General features: G+C 62.2%; 19 protein-coding genes. 17 read left to right on the top strand and 2 right to left on the bottom strand.

Annotation, left to right across the window (positions count from 1 at the left end):
• Position 1 precedes the first annotated feature (1 nt).
• From KGJ62_05450 to KGJ62_05435, 4 genes are read left to right on the top strand one after another with little or no spacing between them, the layout of a single operon-like run.
• Complete coding sequence (locus KGJ62_05450; protein MDE2126018.1) at positions 2-1432, top strand: FHA domain-containing protein; 1431 nt, start codon at positions 2-4, stop codon at positions 1430-1432.
• Between the two features lie 9 nt (positions 1433-1441).
• Positions 1442-2776, top strand: coding sequence for a VWA domain-containing protein (locus KGJ62_05445; GenBank protein MDE2126017.1), 1335 nt, complete (start codon positions 1442-1444; stop codon positions 2774-2776).
• On the top strand, positions 2776-3726 hold the full coding sequence (locus KGJ62_05440; GenBank protein MDE2126016.1) for an FHA domain-containing protein: 951 nt from the start codon (positions 2776-2778) through the stop codon (positions 3724-3726). Before KGJ62_05445 ends, KGJ62_05440 begins: the two co-directional genes overlap by 1 nt.
• A 40-nt stretch (positions 3727-3766) precedes the next feature.
• Positions 3767-4702 (top strand): serine/threonine-protein phosphatase, encoded by a 936-nt coding sequence (locus KGJ62_05435; GenBank protein ID MDE2126015.1) that lies wholly within the window; start codon positions 3767-3769, stop codon positions 4700-4702.
• Positions 4703-5376: 674 nt separating this feature from the next.
• On the opposite strand, the gene KGJ62_05430 is transcribed toward KGJ62_05435, so the two are convergent.
• Positions 5377-5592, bottom strand: coding sequence for a hypothetical protein (locus KGJ62_05430; GenBank protein ID MDE2126014.1), 216 nt, complete (start codon positions 5590-5592; stop codon positions 5377-5379).
• Here KGJ62_05430 and KGJ62_05425 point away from each other — a divergent pair.
• The 11 genes from KGJ62_05425 (at position 5531) to KGJ62_05375 (ending at position 13504) form a co-directional block, all read left to right on the top strand.
• A complete protein-coding gene (locus KGJ62_05425; protein ID MDE2126013.1) occupies positions 5531-6172 on the top strand; it encodes a hypothetical protein in 642 nt (213 codons plus the stop codon). The genes KGJ62_05430 and KGJ62_05425 overlap by 62 nt on opposite strands.
• Positions 6173-6325: 153 nt before the next feature.
• Entirely contained in the window at positions 6326-6595 is a 270-nt protein-coding gene (locus tag KGJ62_05420; protein MDE2126012.1) for a hypothetical protein, read from the top strand.
• 167 nt (positions 6596-6762) lie between these two features.
• Entirely contained in the window at positions 6763-7389 is a 627-nt protein-coding gene (locus tag KGJ62_05415; protein ID MDE2126011.1) for a hypothetical protein, read from the top strand.
• Positions 7371-7853: a hypothetical protein gene (locus KGJ62_05410; protein ID MDE2126010.1), complete on the top strand. Its 483-nt coding sequence runs from the start codon at positions 7371-7373 to the stop codon at positions 7851-7853. Before KGJ62_05415 ends, KGJ62_05410 begins: the two co-directional genes overlap by 19 nt.
• A 39-nt stretch (positions 7854-7892) precedes the next feature.
• On the top strand, positions 7893-8513 hold the full coding sequence (locus tag KGJ62_05405; protein MDE2126009.1) for a hypothetical protein: 621 nt from the start codon (positions 7893-7895) through the stop codon (positions 8511-8513).
• Position 8514: 1 nt separating this feature from the next.
• Complete coding sequence (locus KGJ62_05400; GenBank protein MDE2126008.1) at positions 8515-8895, top strand: hypothetical protein; 381 nt, start codon at positions 8515-8517, stop codon at positions 8893-8895.
• Positions 8896-9217: 322 nt separating this feature from the next.
• A complete protein-coding gene (locus KGJ62_05395; protein MDE2126007.1) occupies positions 9218-9595 on the top strand; it encodes a hypothetical protein in 378 nt (125 codons plus the stop codon).
• Positions 9596-9609: 14 nt separating this feature from the next.
• Positions 9610-9804, top strand: a complete 195-nt coding sequence (locus KGJ62_05390; protein ID MDE2126006.1) for a hypothetical protein — start codon at positions 9610-9612, stop codon at positions 9802-9804.
• A 40-nt stretch (positions 9805-9844) separates the two neighbouring features.
• Positions 9845-10699 carry a hypothetical protein gene (locus tag KGJ62_05385; GenBank protein ID MDE2126005.1) on the top strand — a complete coding sequence of 285 codons (855 nt, stop codon included), beginning with the start codon at positions 9845-9847 and terminating at the stop codon, positions 10697-10699.
• Between the two features lie 27 nt (positions 10700-10726).
• Entirely contained in the window at positions 10727-11575 is an 849-nt protein-coding gene (locus KGJ62_05380; protein ID MDE2126004.1) for a hypothetical protein, read from the top strand.
• Positions 11576-12274: 699 nt separating this feature from the next.
• The gene (locus KGJ62_05375; GenBank protein ID MDE2126003.1) at positions 12275-13504 is read left to right on the top strand and encodes a C40 family peptidase; all 1230 of its coding nucleotides are present in this window, start codon (positions 12275-12277) and stop codon (positions 13502-13504) included.
• Between the two features lie 470 nt (positions 13505-13974).
• On the opposite strand, the gene KGJ62_05370 is transcribed toward KGJ62_05375, so the two are convergent.
• Complete coding sequence (locus tag KGJ62_05370) at positions 13975-17244, bottom strand: exo-alpha-sialidase (protein MDE2126002.1); 3270 nt, start codon at positions 17242-17244, stop codon at positions 13975-13977.
• A 424-nt stretch (positions 17245-17668) separates the two neighbouring features.
• On the opposite strand from KGJ62_05370, the gene KGJ62_05365 reads away from it, so the two are divergent.
• Positions 17669-19033 (top strand): cytochrome b N-terminal domain-containing protein, encoded by a 1365-nt coding sequence (locus KGJ62_05365; GenBank protein ID MDE2126001.1) that lies wholly within the window; start codon positions 17669-17671, stop codon positions 19031-19033.
• On the top strand, positions 19030-19539 hold the full coding sequence (locus KGJ62_05360) for a ubiquinol-cytochrome c reductase iron-sulfur subunit (GenBank protein MDE2126000.1): 510 nt from the start codon (positions 19030-19032) through the stop codon (positions 19537-19539). Before KGJ62_05365 ends, KGJ62_05360 begins: the two co-directional genes overlap by 4 nt.
• Positions 19540-19554 lie beyond the last annotated feature (15 nt).

Genomic DNA, 19554 nt, shown 5'->3' with positions numbered 1-19554 from the left:
TATGCGATCTCGAATCCTGTTGGGCCTGCTGCTCGGCGCCGTCGGCGGCTTTGTTGGATATGCCGTACAGGAGTATTACGTCAACTACTCCGCGCACCCGCTTGGTGACCTCAGCGCCCGCGACGGTCTGATCTTCATCGTGGCCGTAGGTGGGTTCATCGGCCTGTTTCTGGGTCTGGTCGATGGCGTCGTGGATGGTTCGCCGAAGTTGATGGTGCGCGGCGCGCTGATCTCGGCGGCATCCGGTATGGCGTTGGGTTATTTGGGTTTTTCAATCGGCAATGCGCTCTTCACGGCGCTTGGCGGACAGGTAGCGCCGGAAGCGCTGGGAATGGCAGGCTTCGTCCAGGAGGTGTTCGCCCGATCGGTGGGCTGGGCAGCATTCGGCTCACTGGTCGGCGCGGGAGTCGGAATTGGCTCGCTCTCATTCCGAAAGTCCTGGCACGGGCTTATCGGTGGCCTGGTTGGTGGCCTGGCCGGCGGCTTTGTGTTCGACCTTGCCGCACAATGGTTTGGCAAGATGGAGCTTGCGGCCACAAATGCCAGCGGCGTTCACGATGTCGGCGGCCTCAGCCGCGCTATCGGCCTCACCGCCGTCGGCGCCTGCACCGGATTCTTTACCGGCCTGGTGGAGGAGATCCTCAAGCCTGGTTGGGTGCGTGTGATGGTTGGACGGAACGAGGGCAAGGACATCATTCTGGACCGGGCGCTCAACATAATGGGTCGCGATGAAGGCGCCGAGGTACCGCTGTTCGGTGATAACAGCGTGGCCAGCCAGCACGCGGCGATACAGGTGCACAGGAAGCAGTACATGCTGGTGGATGCCGGAACACAAACCGGCACGCGGCTGAATGGCAACCGCCTTGAACCCCGCAGCGCCGTTCCGCTGCGCGATGGTGACGAGATTCGTATTGGCTCGCACGCCATAAGATTTCGGCAGCGCGCCGGACTGCCCGGTGTTGGGACGCGCCAACCCGACACGGCGAGGTCGGCTCCAGCTTTGGCCGTTGCACCCGGCGCCGCTCCCGGCGCTTGCCCATTCTGTGGTCTGTTGCGTGATGCAAGGGGAAACTGCGGCTGCACCGTAGGCGCTCCCGTTGCGCCGGCGATCGCGGCGCCCGATACAACATCGGCAGGCGCTCCCGGCGAGCACCGGCTCACGGGCATTGCCGGTCCCTACCAGGGTGTCACGTTTGCGCTTGCCAATGGACCAAACTCGGTTGGCCGAAGCGCTGAAACACGTATATCGCTGGCGACCGACGGCTTGACTTCACGCCTGCACGCCACGATCCAGTGCGCCCGGTACCAGGCGATGGTGACCGACAACGGGTCCTCGAACGGCACCTTTGTGAATGGTGTGCGCGTGCAGTCCCAATCCCTCAAACCGGGGGATACACTGCAGTTTGGAGAGAGCACGTTCCGATTTGATTAGGAGGCGGTGATGGAAGAAAAGACGCAGATGGTTTCGGGCGCCGGCGCTGCTCCGACCATAATCGGCGGACAACTGGGCGCCGGGCCCACGGTGATGGGAGCGCCGGCCATGGCGCTACAGGCCGAGTGCATCTCCGGGCATGCCATCGCGCCTACCGCCGGTATGCGCGATCACGCGCTGCTCGTCTTGCGCGCCGCCGGCCAGCAGACCGGTCGTAGAGCTCCGGTGAACGTGTGCCTGTGCATCGATCGTTCCGGCAGCATGGAGGGTGAGCCGATTGAATACGTGAAGCGCGCCTGCGACCACGTTGTTGATATGCTGGAACCGACCGACATTCTCTCGATTGTTGTGTTTGAAGAGCAGATTGATGTTCTGATGCCTGCTCGGCGCGTGGTCAACAAGGACCTCGTGAAGCAGCATATCCACAGGCTCGAGGTGGGCAATACCACGAACCTGTACGACGGAATGATTGCTGCGTGCGCTCAAGTATCCTCCGTGATGGGGCAGGCTGCCGGTTACGTAAGCCGGGTACTGCTGCTTACCGACGGCGAGCCCACTGCGGGCCTGAAGGACTACACCTCGATCGTGCAGGCCGTGGCCGACCAGCGTTCCAGAGGCATCACCATCAGCGCGCTCGGGTTCGGGCCTGACTACAACGAGGAGCTCATGGCCGGTATTGCAAAGCGCAGTGGCGGATCCTACTACCACATCCAACGCTCCGACATGCTCCCCGAGGTGTTCCGGCATGAACTGCATACGATGATGTCGACCGCAGCACGGAACGTAACGGTAAGGCTGGAACCGGCACGTTGGGTGCAGATCCGTCAGGTTTACGGACAAGCTGCCAGTTGGAGTGGACGCGGAATGGAGATGCAACTCTCAGACATCGAGCGCGGTACGGCCCAGACCGTGCTCTTCGAGATGGAGTTGGAGCGCCATTCCGCCGGTCGGTACCGTGTTGCGCAGGCGCTCATTCAGTACGAAGATATTGCCATGGGCTGCCGCCAGTCGCTGCGGAGCGATGTTGTGGTGGATTTTGATGCGTCTGCCTCGGCGGCAGCTCCGCTCAGCGAGGTTGTGGCGGCCGAGTTGGAGATGGCTCGCGCCTCGGCCGATTTGCAGCGGACGGTGATGGGTATGCGCACCCAGCAGATCACCGCAATCGGCGCAGCCGCGCAATTGGAGAAGACACGCGCGATGTTGGCGCACGCCGGGGCCGCTGGATCGGCGCGCGAGGTGGATGAGGCTCTGAACGCGCTGCGACACGGTGGCGCCGATGCGCAAAAGACGCTGATGGGCGCAATTGTAAGCCTGGATCAGGGTCGCCGTGAGGAGGGTAGCTGATGGAGACCAACGTGGACCGGACCCTGGTAGCAGGGCAGGAAGTTACCGGCGTTCTTCCGGATGACGGCCAGCGCACGCGGCTCGGCGGATCGGTCGTCTGCCCAGTATGCGCCGGCTCCACGCCGGATGTTGAGATCTGGTGTGGCGAGTGCGGCTACTTGCTGTCGCAGCCGGCGCCACAGCAGCTTGAGCCGCCAACGGAAGCGGCTTTGGCGTGGCTGATCTCATCCGACGGGCGGCGATTTCCGCTCCGGTCGGGTAAAACCACGATCGGCCGTGCGGATACCGACATCATCTCTCCGGATGGCTCGGTGTCGCGCACGCATGCCGAGATTGCGATTCGGCCCGGTGGGACGACCATCCAGGATCTTGACAGCACGAATGGTACGTCCGTAGACGGAAGAAGGCTCAATCCTGGCGAGATCTGCCCGCTGGCTGACGGCGCGTCAATAAAGCTCGGTGGCTGGCAGATGAGGCTTGAAGCGGTGGCGGCGGCAGCGGAGGTCACTCAGGTCTTGCCGACCGATGACACCGTCGCCGGGTCGGAGGGTTTTGAGGGGGCAGAGCCGTTTGGATGGCTGCGGGCTGCTACCGGTGACGAGCAGTTCGCGGTTACTGCGGCGACCGTTACGGCCGGCCGTGGCGCCGCCAACGACATCGTAATTAGCGATGACAACTATGTATCGGGCGTCCACGTCCGGCTGGAGGTCGCCGACGGCGGCATGATGGTCACCGATCTCGGCAGCACAAATGGCACCCTGGTAAACGGCGAACGCCTCGCTCCGCACATCCCGCGGTTTCTGAGTCCGGCAGATACTCTTCAGATCGGGGTACGTGCGTTCCGTATCGAGCTTGCTGCACGCTCAGGAGAATCCGGGGGTGGCGGCGTGAGCGACGGCCTCTCGGATGGCGCTGAGAATCCCCCCGCGGACTCCGTACAGGATGAGTGAGCCCGAGGTTTCGGCTGAAACACACACGCCTGAACCGGCTGTGACGGATCGAACCGCACGGATCGACCGCGCCGAACTTGTATTGGGCTGGCGCGCGTATGCGGATGTTGGCGCCGAAACGAAGGTTGTGGTGAAGGTTGCTGCGCGCACCGATATGGGCCGTGTGCGCGAGAACAACGAAGACAAGTTCGAGTGGTATGAGCCGGAAGAGCCCGGCGTGGTTGCTGCGCGCGGATCGCTGTTTGCTGTGGCGGATGGCGTCGGCGGCGCCAATGCCGGGCAGATTGCCAGTGAAACCGCGTTGAGCATGCTGATCACCGGCTACTACAACAGTGAACTTGAAGATGTCGATGGCGCACTGAATGAGGCCATCCAGGCAGCGAGCGACCGGATTTATGCGATGGCGCGCCTATTGCCATCACGCTCCGGCATGGCTACCACACTTACAGCAGCCGTTATTGTTGGTGGCGATGTGGTCATCGCCCAGGTCGGCGACAGCCGGGCGTATCTCGTTCGGAATGGAGACATCCGGCAGGTATCGCTGGACCACTCCTGGGTAGAAGAGCAGGTGCGAAGCGGCGCCCTGACGCGCGCGGATGCCGAGATGTCGCCATTTCGGAACGTCATTACCCGATCGGTGGGGTCGGCGCCAACAACGCGTGTCGACTTCTTCTGGGAGGAAGCCCGAGCCGGAGATATATGGTTGCTGTGTTCCGACGGGCTGAGTGGTTGCGTGTCGGATAACGAAATTTGCGCCACCGTGGAGGCTTGTTCGCCAGCGGAGGCAGTTCGACGCTTGATTGTGCTGGCCAACGCCCGAGGGGGACCGGACAACGTGACCGCAATGGTGGTTTCGGTACGCGAAGTGCTGCGAGACGGCCTCGAAGCCGGGGCCGCTGCGGCGGACTCCGAGCGCGACGGCCAGGGCTCGTTGCGACGCCGCTCCTCGGCCTGGAGCCGCCTGTTCGGCACTTGAGACGAGTCGATAGGTCGGCGCCTTTTGCGCGGCATTGCGTGTTGTCTCACGCAAGAATCTGACCTTCGGAGGCCCGAAGCTCCTGCCACACGGCTGGCCGGCGTGCCCGCCAGCCTGGCATCGTGCGTAACGGGTTCCATTCCTTGAGCTAGCATTCCCTCCGCGGCATTGGGACTTGTGCAGTGCGGAGTGCGGTCAGGATCTGCCGCGACATATCGGCATGGTTGAGCGAGAGGAGCATCTCCTCTAGTGCCCGGCGGTGATTTTTGAAAGCACATCCACTGCAGCAACCGGCTCGCACGGCATGACCGCTCCGGCGCATCAGCCACGGTTCCTGTCGACGCCCCGAAACCGTTTGGGCCTTTCGGTCAGGTTTTACGATGCAGCAACAATTCTACTCCGGTCAGGTTTTAGTTAACGCAACGCGCGTACCTGACATTCTGGCCGCAAAACCGTATACTGGCGCATCCCATATGAGTGGTGGTTAATACCATGCGCGACAGTGCCTCCTGTTGTACCATTTTGCACTCACCCGGAACTGCGTGGATCAACTCCCGCCGCGCCTCCTTTCTCGCATTGTTTTTGCCGCTGGCGTTCGCGAGCGCGCTGGTGTTTGGCCCGCCGCGCCCGGCTGCGGGCCAGACGGGCGACGGGCAGTGGAAGCTTGCGATCGGCTACAGCGGGAACGGCACATATTCGCTGCCAACCACCTCGGGTAACAAGATAACCGTTAACGCCTTCTCGCCGGCGGCGACCCCGTTTAGCCTAAGCCCGGTGCTGAACACACCGACAAGCACCACCACCGGGGTATCACCGCACAGGTAGCCACTGAAATGCAGAGCGTTCCGGTCGGCGGAGGCGGCGGCGCCGCGCCAAAAACGGGGCCGCAAATCTCCGCAGCTACTTCGCGTTACGCTCACGGCGCCAGGCTCCCGCAAACCGGTTGAATCCCTCCTCTGCACCCGGCAGCATCCGTTCTACGTTGCCGGCAAGCGATTCGTCTATGCGGGCGAGTTGGCGCTCGGCACTTCCATCGTCACCCGCGCCGGGCCAAAGCTGGTCGTCAGCCGACTTGACGTTTTGCGCCGCCGCGGCGGGTATACCGTCTACAACCTTATCGTCGATGGCGTCCACGACTATTTCGTCGGGCAAGTCGGCGGCGGGGTTGAGGTTCATAACGGGCCAAGCGGGGGCGGCGGCGACGGGTCGGCCCTGCCACAAAGAAAGCTTCATCGTGTGTTTGGTGGCGAAGCGCCAGGCCTCGGCAACTACTACACCACGGTGGATCCGATCACCGTGGATGACTACCGAGTCGCGGCGGGTCTTTTTCCAGGAAACACTGGCCGATTTGTATTGGAGTGCACACTTAACGACACCGAGGGCGTCGTCTTCCGCGTGGCGTCGCGGGCCCGGGCGGCGGCGGCGGCGGGTTGCCGGAGGTGTTTGTGCCCAATCCTGAAACCCAGATAAACATCGGACGGGTTTCGGGCGCGAACGCGGCATTCTAAGATGAAGAAGGTGCCCGACTTCTACTTATCGTCTGCCAGAGAATCGCCCGCGTTCGTGCCGCCGCGGGCCTGCCGTATCGCGGGCCGACTGCGAAGCCGATCTTGCAACGAGTTGATGCTCGTCGCTGTCGACCCTCCTGTGGTAGGGCAGCCGTATGGCATGGGTGGCGAAGACATTGCCAGCGTGATCCTCTCGCCGCGCTTCGAGGGCTCCTCCCTCTTCCCCGTAACCGAATGGCCGTGCCACGTCTACGTTGCCCGCATATTGAACGAATCTGTCACACGCACGCTGTTCGTTGGCCCCGACGACGTGGAGATGATGGCATGGGCGACGATTTATCGTGTGCAGGAGGAGGCGGAAGCGCACTGCATCACCACGCGCTGAAGGCTACCGGCACGAGCGCTGCTGTCCGGGGCCGAATCGTGGATGCGTACGAGGGCCATTGCGTGTCCAGCGGCATAGAGTATCCGTAGCGTGGGCTGGACTGGTGGCGCACCCATTCCTTCACAGGGTTAGCCAGATGACGAAATGGACAAAGCGGCCGAAGACACCTGTTCAAGCAGCCGATCGCCGACATCAAAGTCGTACCGCAGATTCTTCGCGTCACGCTCACGGCGCCCGGCTCCCGCAAGCCGGTTGAAACCCTGCTCTGCACCCGGCAGCATCCGTTCTACGTTGCCGGCAAGGGTTTTCTCGACGCGGGCGAGTTGGCGCTCGGCACTTCCATCATCACCGGCGCCGGGCCAAAGCTGGTTGTCAGCCGACTTGACGTTTTACACCGCCGCGGCGGGTATACCGTCTACAACCTTATCGTCGATGGCGTCCACGACTATTTCGTCGGGCAAGTCGGCGGCGGGGTTGAGGTTCATAACGGGCCAAGCGGGGGCGGCGGCGGCGACGGGTCGCATGTTGTCGGGCGCTCAGGCGACGAGATTGGGTTCTCAAAGGGATACAAACTAAGCTGGCGAACGGAGATTGGTGGGCGATGGTACTCCGGGCACGCGCTCGACAAGATGTTGGAACGCGGCATACCACCATCCGCGATAGAAAACATGATACAGAACTGCGAGCCTTCCTTGACGGACCGCGGCGCGCTCAGGTTTATGAATGACGAACTCACCGTACATGTCAACCCCGAGTCGGGACAGGTGATTTCCGCTTGGCGCGTTGGCTCCTAGCCTTGAGTACGGGGCTGCCGCCGCCGGGCCGGTCCGGCGCCGATTCCACGGCTGATATTACGCTCCGCGGTCACTCCAGGGCTCTGTTGTTATTTCTTGATCCGCCTCAGGATCCGGAAGACGGCTACCGCTGGATCCGCATGGCGGCGGCCGTAGAGTCGATCCCGCTAACGGCCTCGGCGGGTACATATACGACCGTGGCCGATTTGGAGATGTTTTGTCAGGATCTGGCTGAGGTCATGGCGACTCTATCTGGTGCGGCGAACCTCGAGGCATTAGATGGGGGCTGCGAAATCTCAGTTGAACTAGGCCCTAGCGGCCGCGGCACAATCTCGGGCTCTATCGGCGAGATGAGCGACGACGGCTTCGTGGTGAAGTTCGCAATCGCAACGGACCTCACTTTTCTGCGAGAGCCCATGACCGAATTGAAGGCGTGGCTGAACCACCACGCCGGCCCAGTTTAATCTCCGCCATCGTCGGACATCTCCACGTCGGCCCGCAGCGTGCCGCAGCTACTTCGCGTTACGCTCACGGAGCCCGGCTCCCGCAAGCCGGTTGAAACCCTGCTCTGCACCCGGCAGCATCCGTTCTACGTTGCGGGCAAGGGCTTTGTGTACGCGGGCGAGTTGGCGCTCGGCACTTCCATCGTCACCCGCGCCGGGCCAAAGCTGGTTGTCAGCCGTATTGACGTTTTGCACCGCCGCGGCGGGTATACCGTCTACAACCTCATCGTCGATGGCGTCCACGACTATTTCGTTGGGCAAGTCGGCGGCGGGGTTGAGGTTCATAACGGGCCATGCGGTGGAAGCGGGGCGGCGCAGGACAAGACCGCCTTTGTCGTGACGCCAGGCGGTGATGTCATTCCCGTTCCGAAGGGTGCTAACGGTCCGTTCCCGACGCGGAACCCCGGCTTCCAATACAACGGGGGCGCCGGCGGCAATGGTCTGGCCGACAACGTGACCGACGTCCGCATCATGGAGCCCAGCGCGACGAACCCCAATGGGTATGTGAACTATGGACAACGGCAGGTTCCTAAAGGTTGGCAATCAGTCAATCCGTATTCTGGCAAGCCGGTCTGGCCGGACAACCCGTGGTGGCATATACCGTTATCTCCAGAGCCGTAGTATGACGAAATACCCAGGCGAACCCACGACGAGCGAAGCGGCAGAGGAGGTAGCCAGGCTGATTGGCGCACGCCTGGAGTCGGTCGCCTTCGTCGTGAATTATCTGCAGCTGGACTTCAGCGGGTGCCTCTCGTTGACGCTTCTCGTCTGGCCCGAAGTGCACCTTGCAGGTGAAACGTTGGCTACTGGAACACCTGGCTACAATGACGCTCTATGCGCTTTAATCCAGAGCGTCGTAACAGGCGTGACGACAGACGGATGCGAAACCATCTGTATCACCTTTGATAGCGGGGCCGAATTGAACGTACTCCTACGACCGGTCCCTTTGTGTGGAGAAAGGCTGATGTTAAACGGGCCGGAACACTATCTGTTTGTCTGGTAGGCCACCACTGCGTGGATGGGCTAGGGCTCGGAGCCATAAAGCAGGCATCGCGACTCTGCACGGGGCTCCGTCGGTTGGCCCGGTAGCGTGGAAACCCGCGACCGGCCCTATCTACGTTGGTTGCGCGGCCGGCGACAGAGGCCGCCCCAGTGGTAGCGGATCTCCGCATTACGGGGCGCATTGGCGGGCCGCCGGACAGGCCGAGGGCACGCTGCAGTCCGCTGCCCGATGTCGGCTGGAGCGCTGCGAATCCCGGAACAGGCATGGCCGGTGCCGCGCGCCAACGGGAGACGGCATACATCCGAGAGCGGAGCACTGTAACATGACGGACGGCGCTGCCGGAATCAAGAACGAAGAGGAGGCGTTTGCCCGGCTTGCTGGCAGGACTCTCACATCGGTGACGTTCAGCCTGGACGTTCTGGAATTGCGATTCCACCCCTGGACCTCACTGAGCACCCGGGTGTGGCCGGAGGTGTCGGTTGACGGCAAGGTGCTGACCATCGGACTGGAGGGTTACAGGGATGAACTGCTCGCTTCAATCATGCAGGTAGCGTCGGCAGCCACGCTGGAGCCTGATAATGCGATTTGCGTCGTCTTCGAGAGCGGCGTGAAGCTCCGCATACCGCTGCCGCCGTGCGAAGCCGTGGAAGACAGAGTGACGCTGACCGAGTGGAAGTGCAGCCCGGTGATCTTTAATTAGCCAACCCGGTTTGTATGCGATCGGATGATGAACGGCGACTGGAAGGCGGGACCGGCGTTGAAGGCGAGAGGGGACGATACTACAGGCTGCCAACCGAGGCGGGCGGCGCCGGAGTCCCTCGCAGGCTGATCACGTTTCCCGACAGCGCTTGGTACTACACCCCGGACCATTATGTGACGTTCTACCGGCTGCCGACGCTGGGGCCGTGAGGGCTGGCGTCGCCTTTGCCATCTGCATGGAGGAGTCGTTATGATGGCGAGGGCAACGGTCAAGGAAAACCATCGCCCACCCGGGCCATCCTGGAGGAAACTCGACCGCGAGCTCCTGACGGGCAGCGTCTTATCCCGCCAGGAATTCTTCATCGCGGTTTCAACGGCATTTGGGATTCCGCATGAAATACTCACTAGCGCCATTGCGAGTGACACGGAGTTGGACGCGTGGCGCGAATTCGCGTTCTGGTTCGCCGCATGGCTGGGCATCAAGGACCTCGTGAACGCAGAGTGTCGCTGGCGTGGATGCTGGCGCATGATCAAGAGTGTGCCGAGGACGGCTGCCTACGCGATCGCATCGGTCGACCTTGCGAGGACATGGTTCCGCGTGGCCGCACAGTCGTCCGAAAGCGAACCGATGCCGGTCATAGCGACGCGCCGGGCACAGCGGGCTTCCACCGGCTGCCCGGCTGATTTTCTGCTTACCAGCTTGAATGTGCCGAGTCATTTGCGCGTGGTCTGCTGCGAAACGGTCGTGTACGACGAACTCCGCACCGCGATGGAGGGTACTGCGCGCTGGCTGGAGCTTGACGGCGCTTCCATTGAAACGACAGCTGCCTTCAAGGTGGCCTCGATGCGCGCCTGGCCATCCGGATACGCCGCGGCATTGACCGACGAGCAACTGGCCAGGGAGGTCTGGACCGGGGTGGAGGAGATCTGGTCTGAAAGCGTGGACGACCACAACGATATGCCGCTCGTACTCGGCTGGCGGAGTCCGGAGACCCTTGCCGCGAGGGACCCGGTGGCTTTCGTCGACGCGATCGGCAGCCTTCAGTCAGCCCTTGAATCGGACTTGCGCTTTCAGTCGACCGCCGTTCTGGGCGGCGACTGGTAGCAGGCTCTGCGGCTCAATTTCAACGCGATGACAATCACGCTGCTGGCGCCGCACGCCATACTCCCCGAATGGGGGCGCGCCAACAGGGCGCGGATCGACACGACGGGCGTTGTCACCCGCGTCGGCTTCTTAAGCTCGTTGTGTTCCGCCTGGGATACACCTATGCTCCCGATGCCGAGGCTGCCGGCCGGGCTATCCGACCAGGAAGAGTGGCAGGCCGCCGCCGCCGCGATCGCCGCGCGAATTGGCAGTGTCGGGCTCCAATTCACGAACTACGCCTGGTATGGCTTGCCATGGACCACCAGCTACAGCCCGCGTGTCGCCGCGTATGCCGTCGCTGCGCTTCAGATGACACGGCATGCCGCCTTCGTCGTCGATAATGGTGAGCCCACGTCGCCTGCCGTCGAAGCCCAGGACGCTAGCGGCGGTCAGGATGTTGAGTCCTCCTCGCGCTGGCCGGAGGTTCTGCTGAAACCGTCGGCATTTCTGCGCCTCGCGTGCTATCACAGTGCCGCGTACGCGGGCCTCCGGAAGCGCGCGGAGGCATCGCACATCCGGTGGATGGAGCTGGACGGCGCCGCCGCGGCCGTGAGCTCCGACTTCGCCGGGGCCGCGCTTTCAGCATGGACGTCGAACTCTCGATCGAACTCAAACTCTCCGGCCGGCGAGGGCGTGAGCTGGGAACTGTTTCGCGACGTCCTCGTGCTGGCGCTGCGCGCGGAGGGCAGTCAACCCGTGGCGTTGGTATGGCGCAATCCGGAGGTTCTGGCTGCCGGCGACTGGCGGACCTTTACCGAGGCTGTTTCCGCGCTTCAGGCGGCGCTCCATCACGCTGCACCGTCGACGGCGGCGGCCCTGTTGGTCGGTGACTTTTAGCCCGGAGTCGGCAAGCAGGAAGGGGAGCGGTACGCGGAGGGACGCGAGCGCGCGGATCGTTGGGACCGGCATTGTGAGGCCGGCCCGAGGATGTTGGACGCTAGCACAGCGATGATACGGCGGATTGCGCCATCAGGCATCCCGGGCACGCATCAGTTCCCGTCGAGAACTGCGCAGTCTCGTTGCGTCGGATCAGAGTCCGACTTTCACGGGCCCCGAATGTTCCGCCGCGTACGGGACAGCCGGCTCAATTCGTCGATCCGGCCCCGCCTCCGCCGGGCTTGGACTCATGCGGGGCGGCCTTTGCGGCCGGTGTCTGCCCCTGGATACCGGCCACGTTGTACGAGATGATGATCGTCTGAACCGGCTCACCGTCCCGCTGCGATTCCTCCCGAAAGCCGGCGAGCCGTTTAGCCTTTCGGTCAGGTTTTACGAGGAAGCAACAATTCTACTCCGGTCAGGTTTTAGTTGAGCCCACGCGCAAGGTTGACAGGCTGCGCGCCAATAGGCTAAGCTTATTGTGCGCCCGTTGGCCGGGCGCAGATCTGCCCATCAGCGGCAGTGGAAGAGCAGGAAGCGCTTTCGCGGACGATCCCGCCTCGTCGGTAACCAGTGGACGCACGAGTTCGCTGCATGGTTCGCATCTGGCTTGCATTGCGCCATGGCGCCTCCAACTCGAAACCCGAAAGGATGTTGCCTATGAAGTTATTGAGACTTGGAGCCAGCACGACTCTCATAGCCGGAGCTACCCTGGCTGTTGCTGCTGGACTCGCAAACGCCGAGACGCATCACAAACTCCAGAAGGGCGAAAACCTCTCGCTCTTAGCTCAGCGGTACCACGTATCGGTAGAGGCTATCCTCAAAGTCAATCACCTGGGTAATGGCAATACTGTGGGAATTGGAACCGTAGTTACAATTCCCGATCCTCCAAAGCACGTTGTTGTTCACGGATCGCTCTATCTCCCTCGGCAAATCGTTGCCAACCGAGTTAGCGTACGGATGGGGCCGGGTGAGCAGCACCCGTTGATGACATGCATCGATTCAGGCACGCACGTAATCGTTACCGCCCGGCGCGACGGCTGGTCGCAGGTTGCTCTTGCAAGTGGCACGGTAGGTTGGGTCCGCAACGACTTTGTCGGCAGCAGCGCGGGGAAAACTGCGCCGGTACCAGCAACGCGCATTGCCCGGGTGGTAGCCAAACCGCAGGCAGCGGCGCGGGCGAAGCATCTTCAGCGTATTGCCTCGGCTGCTCATACTCAGAGGAAACACAACTCGGGTAGGGCGGTACACGCGCCCTCCAGGCGGATGGCTGCCAAAACAAAGCGCGACCAGCAACTGGCTTCCGCGGCTAGGCGACACCGACTGGAAGTGGCGCAAGCGGCTCGCGTGGCTTCAGCGGCCACCCACCATCGACTGGCTGTGGCGCATGCAGCGCGATTGGCATCGGCGGCCCTTCACCATCGGCTGGCATTGTCCAGGCACTCGAATGGTGCAGTGCGCGCAGCCAAACCGGTGCGCGTTGCTATGGCGTCCGGCAGATCACGAAGTGGAGCCGGAACACGGGGCGTGCGCATTGTCAAGACGGCGTTCGCATATCGCGGCACGCCATATGTATACGGGGGCTCGGGACGCGGCGGCTTCGATTGCTCCGGGTTCACACGCTATGTGTTTGCAAAGCACGGCGTATCACTGCCGCACTCGGCACGGGCGCAGTTCCAACTGGGGACCAAGGTTTCATATCGCAGCCTCAAGGCCGGTGATCTGGTGTTTTTTCACACGGTGACACCGGGCATCTCCCACGTCGGTGTGTACGTTGGCAACGGGCGCTTTGTTCACGCTTCCAGTCGGAGAAGCGGCGGAGTGCGTGAAGATTCGCTGAGTTCCGGTTACTACCGAACGGCGTTTCGCGGAGCGCGCCGCGTAAGGTAGAGAGCGCACATAACGCACGCCAGGACGAGGGCGTCCGGGGCACAGCTCCGGGCGCCCTTTTTCGCGCTTGCCACACGCCTCGCAGCATCGTCATCGGCGTTCATCGAGTTGTACGATGTGCGTTGCCTGCAGAGGGGTCGAAAAGCAGGTTATCGGCAAACGATGCCTCCAACGGCACATTGTTACTGGACGAGGCGGCATGTAATCATTTGGTCAAGGTGGGCGAAGCTGCGTACCGGGCTATACCGGGCAACTGCCAGCCATTTGAAGTCCGGGTTCACCGCGTGTTTTGGCCTGGTCTGCCGCAATTCGCCACCCATCCGCAGGCGGCCGGTAATCGTCGTTGCGAGACATGGTCCGCAGCGATTAATACCGCCTCCATGCACCGAGGGGCGCCTCCGTCAGTGGAGGCGCCCCTCGGTGCGGCATATTGCGCTGTTCGCAGGGCAGCGCGGGCGCAGCCGGCTGAGCTAGGGCAGTATCGCAGCCGCTACGGTTGGCAGGTTATGTGCTGAGAGCACGGCATTGAATGCCGTCAGGTCCTTGCCGTTCAACGCCCGCCAGCGATCCAGGCAGTTTGTCAGGCTCGCCGTAGCGGCATCGCAGCCCTTCACCATCCCCTCGGTCGGCGCCAGATCACCGGTCCCGAGCATGTCGAGAAACCTCAACATATTGCGATTGACGTCGGCAAAGGTCGGCGCTTGCGGCCGGCCGCCTCGCCGGAAACCTCCAAAGAAGCGGAAGTTGAACTGCGCCTGCCCACCGATCGCCTGGAGCTCTTTGGTGAATGCCGCCGCCGCGTCGGTAACCGCTTTGTCGGTGCTGCCATGGACGGAGGCGGTAACCGCCGTCTCCATATCTGCCACCTGCTGGTAGTAGTTGTAGGCCGCTCTTCCGCCGTTGTACATGGCGATCTGTTGCGCAAACAACGATCGCAAGTCCGCCGGTGTGGCCGGCGATCGAGGATCGTTGGTTACGGTGACCGTTTGGGTTTCGGTATGTCCGTTCGCGCGGAGTGTCAGCGTGTATACGCCCGGAAGAACCATCGGTCCTTGCGGTGTTGCTGGCGTAAGACCAGGATTCGCATTGATCCCATAGCCGTGATTGAATGCCGGCGGATCGTCGTACCGTAGGTTCCAGTTGACGCGCGTCATTCCCTCATTGGAAGGCAGGGGCATCACTTTGGCGATCCAGAAGTCGGGCTCGGGCGGCGGCGCTGCATGCGATGTGATCGGCGCGCTGGAGTAGTGGCGGATCTCGTGTCCATCGGCATCGGTAACATCCAGCGTTACCAACCCGCTGGCCGGTTTGCCCAACCAATAGTAGACGATTGCGCCATCCGGCGGGTTGAGCGCATGCGGTACCTCTGGCGGGAACGGTGTGTCGTTGCCAACGTTCCGGCGCACGCGGACCGCATTGCCCGGCTTGAAGAGTACAACGTCGCTGTTGGCCATCGATGCCGTGATCTGACGCAGCGGCGAGATATCGTCGAGCACCCAGAAGCCCCGGCCGTACGTACAGGTTACGAGGTCGTTGCCGTGTATCACCATGTCGCGGTACGAGGTGTTCGGCAGGTTCAGCATCAGTGACTGCCAGTTGTCGCCGTCGTTGAACGACACGTAGACGGAGCTTTCGGTCCCGGCGAACAAGAGCCCCTTCCGCTCGGTATCCGCCCGGATGAAGCGCGCGAAGCTGCCGCTCGGCTGGTCGGTGGGAAGGCCGGCGACGATCTTCGTCCACGTTGCGCCGTAATCGCGGGTGCGATAGAACCAGGGCGTGTAGTCTCCAGTCATTTGCCGGTCGACTGCCGCATAGGCCTCTGCCGGATCCTGGTGGGATGCGTCGATGCAGGTCACATCGCCCGGATCCTGCTTCGGCAAATCCGGAATAGTGACATCGGACCAGGTCTTACCGCCGTCACGCGTCAGCTTGATCAGGCCGTTGGAAGTGCCGGCCCATATAATCTTGCCATCGACGCTCGACGGAGAAAAGGAGTCTATGGCGCCACCGCGACCCGGGAAGAACTGGGCGTTTCCGCTTGTCTCGTCCTCTGGCGCGTTTCCGCCGGAGGGCCGCCGGCGGACGGCCGGTCGTGCACCGGGGGCGGGTGGGACATACCCTTTGGGATGGCCAAGGTCCGGGCTGAGCTTGAACCAGTGCATGCCGCCATCCGTGGTCGCCATCAGGTACTGGAAGCCGACCATAAGTTCATGCGGATTCGTCGGTGAGAACATCATCGGCTGGTTTCGCCCGCCGAACAGCGACAGCGATGGATCGAGGCTCGGTCCAATGCTGAACCACTGTCCGCTGGGATTGATGACCTTCATCACGCCGCCGCCGCCGCCGCTGGCGTAGCTGATATTGGGATCGAGCGGGTCGGCGGCGATGGAGCCAAACTCGGACCCGGGATGCGGCAGCCAGTCGAGGGGCGTGATCTCGCCGAGGTTGCCCCGGCTTGCGGTGGACACGGCATCCGTATCCTGCTGGGTGCCAAACACCCAGTATGGCCACGCGTTGTTTACGGAAAGGTGGTAGATCTGGGAGGTGGGCTGGTTGTACCAGCTGCTCCAGGTGAGACCACCATCCAGCGATACGGTGGCGCCTTGGTCCATGCCAAGCAGCATTCGCTTGGCATTGGTCGGGTCGATCCACATCTGCTGTGGGTCATCTCCACCGGGAGCGCCCTTGAACCCTGTGAATGTGTTGCCGCCATCCCGCGAGATGTATGAGGATGTGTTGATCACGTACACGGTGTTGGGATCTGCGGGGCTTACGTACACGCCGCAGTTGTAGCCTCCCTGTCCGTTGGCCACTCGATGATCCGCAGCGTCCATCTGCCGCCACGTAGCGCCGCCGTCGTCAGAGCGATAGAGTCCGAAGTTGCCGACGAGGAACATGCGCTGACCGTTGGTATGCATCGCCACGGCGACGCAGGTTCTTCCTCCAAGCTTCGGCAATCCTCCACCCGTAAGCTCGTGCCATGTTAGTCCCTCGTCGGTAGATTTGAACAGGTGTGTGCCGGGTTGCGCTCCACCGAACGGTCCGCCAAAGGCCGGCGGACGGCCCGGCTGGGGCGGCGCAATGTAGTGATGAACGGTGGTAGCCAGCATTACGCTGGGGTCATCCTCCGCCCATGCAATCTTCTGCACACCAGTCTGGTTATCCACGTAGAGTGTCTTTGTCCAGCTGGCGCCGCCATCCGTGGTTCGATAGACGCCGCGCATCGTGGATAGCGCGTGGATATTGCCTTGTGCGGCGAGCATCGCCAAGTCCGGATTGTGCGGATCGACGAGTATGGAAGGAATCTGGCGGGTGTCGTCCAGACCAAGGTGGGTCCAGGTTTTGCCCGCGTCAGTGGATTTGTAAACTCCATTGCCTTCATCGATGCCGCCGCCGGTTATGAGGTCGCCCATCCCAACATAGATGATGTTGGGATCGGACGGGGCAACTTCGATTGCGCCGACGCACGATGCGGTTTTGATCGAGTCGAAGATCGGTGTCCAGGTGGTACCTGCGCCGGTAGTCTTCCACACGCCACCCAGCGGCAGCCCGATGTAAAAGACACCGGGCTCACCGACGGCTCCGGTTACCGCCGAGACGCGGCCGCCGCGGAACGGACCGATGTTGCGCCATACCAGGCCGGAATAGAGTGCGGGGTTTACGGTCTGCGCAGCAGCCGGTACTGCCAGGCATATCGATGCAAGAGCCAGCAAGCAGCCGGCCGATCTTATTGGTTTCATGGTACTGCCTCGTGATAAAAGCAACTGCGCAGGACCACGCGCCGGCGGAGGAACTGCCGGTGTGGTACCGAGCGCCATGGGAGAGCCGAATTACGTGCGATATTTCTTCAACCGGGCGGCCGTTTCCTGCGCGCCGGTAAGCTTTAGCCGGCGGGCCGTCGCACAGGATGTGATCGCAGGCCGCAATCGGCGGCGCAGAAACACGCGTATCCACGACACTGCTGGCCGGCGTTTCACGCTCTTTGTGTGAGATTCGCACCAAGACCGGCCGCTCGCTGGCAAATTGGCGTTAGAGCGGGTACCTTGTTCGTAAGTGTGCAAGAGTTCTGTATCCATAACTCGCTGTCAGGTTCCCGCCGCCTCTCGCGGCGGTTTCTCTGCCAGGCAACTGTAAACCGGCGCGATAGAAGGAGATAGCTGCGACGTGAAGCGAGCTGCAGAGTGGCTGGATGAGCACGGTGGGTTTGTAACGATCGCCAAAGAAGAGTTAGTCAAGCCGATGGCGCCAGGCATCGGGTGGGCTCACAGCCTGGGCAATCTCACGTTTATGTTTCTGATTGTTCAGATCACCACCGGTGTCGCCCTCGCTCTGAACTATGCACCCACCCCCGACCATGCCTATGCGAGCATTCAGTTCATCCGACACGATGTGCTGTTCGGCAGCTTCTTGCGGAGCATTCACTCGTACACCGCCAGCGCGGTCGTGATCGTGGTGACACTGCATATGCTGCGCGTCATCATTTGGGGCGCTTACAAGAATCCGCGGGAACTCACGTGGCTGATCGGCGTGTTCCTCCTGCTTCTCATTGCGGGCTTCGCCTTTACGGGTTATCTACTGCCATGGGATCAGCGAGCGTACTGGGCGACTACGGTGGGCACTGCACTCGCACGGAGCGTGCCTTTGGTGGGTGGCATTGCAATGCGGCTGCTGCGCGGTGGAGGCAATGTGGGCGCCATGACCTTGATGAGGTTTTACACCGCGCATACCATGCTCTTTCCCGCGCTGTTGGTTCCGTTTGTTGGCTTACACCTCTTTCTGGTGCGAAAGATGGGCTCAGCGGGCACCTGGAAGCCTCACCACGGTAAAGGTGATGCATTCTTTCCAAAACAGGCGTTCCGCGACATCATGGTCGCCGTCGGTGCTTTCAGTGTTGTTATCGCGCTCGCCATTCTCAAACCGGTCGGGCTTGCTGCACGCGCGGACCCTACCAACGCGAGCTTCGTCCCACGCCCGGAGTGGTATTTTCTCTCGCTCTACCAGGGCTTGAAGTACCTACCCGGTTCGCTTGAGGTAGTTGGCGTGGTCGTAATTCCAGCCGTACTTGGGCTGGCGCTACTGCTGCTGCCGTGGTTGGACCGCGGCCCAGAACGGGATCCGCGGCGGCGTGTTCGCGTGCTGGCGCCGACCGGCGCGGTACTCCTTGTCGTGGTTGTATTGACGGGTATCGCACTCACCAGTGAGCAGCAGAGCCTTGCAAGTGGCGCCTCCGGAGCGGCCGCGGCGCTGCCCAAGGCCGCACCCGGACTGTCGGCTCAGGCATTGGCCGGCCTGAAAGTATATGCCGCACAGAATTGCTCGGGCTGCCACAGCATCGGCGGTAAGGGTGGGCAGGTAGGTCCCGCACTGGATGCCGTCGGTTCCAGGGAGACGGAGGCCTGGCTGGAGTCTCAGGTCGCGAACCCCACCGGGCATAATCCGAAGACGACGATGCCGGCGTTCAAGCTCTCCGCTTCAGACCTGAAATCGTTGGGCACTTATCTGGCCACTTTGAAAGGAGCATCAAAATGAACTGTCCGGCACCACCTCAACCCGATGATGAGGTTCCTTATATCCCGCCCTCGCGGCGCCGGCTGCTCAGCTGGCTTGTTGGCGGATTGTCGGCACTGCTGGCGGGGTTTATCGGCATACCATTTATCGCGGCTCTCTTGACGCCGGTGCTGCAGCCAAAAAGCAAGGGTGCATGGGTGGCATTGGGTCCGGTAGCCGATTTCCCGGCCGGAACGTTCACAGCGGCCGACTATTTATCGCCTTCCAACGACGGTTGGATGAAGAGCTCTATGCAGCAGACGGTGTGGGTCCAGAACAGCGAGTCCGGCGTTATTGCGCTGTCGGCCATCTGCACGCACGCCGGCTGCCGCGTGGGCTGGCATCACAACCTCAACCGGTTCGTGTGTCCCTGCCATGGCGGGCAGTACGATGCTTCCGGTCGCGTGATTTCGGGCCCGCCGCCACGTCCGCTGACCCGCTTCATGGCCAAGGTAGAAGGCGGTACGATCTACGTCAAGTCGGCCTGAATCGAGCCCGCCTAA

The organism is Armatimonadota bacterium (genome assembly GCA_028871815.1).
GTDB lineage: Bacteria > Armatimonadota > Chthonomonadetes > Chthonomonadales > Chthonomonadaceae > REEB205.
The sequence above is the reverse complement of the archived record's forward strand: the minus strand, read 5'-3'. Positions and strand labels throughout refer to the sequence as shown.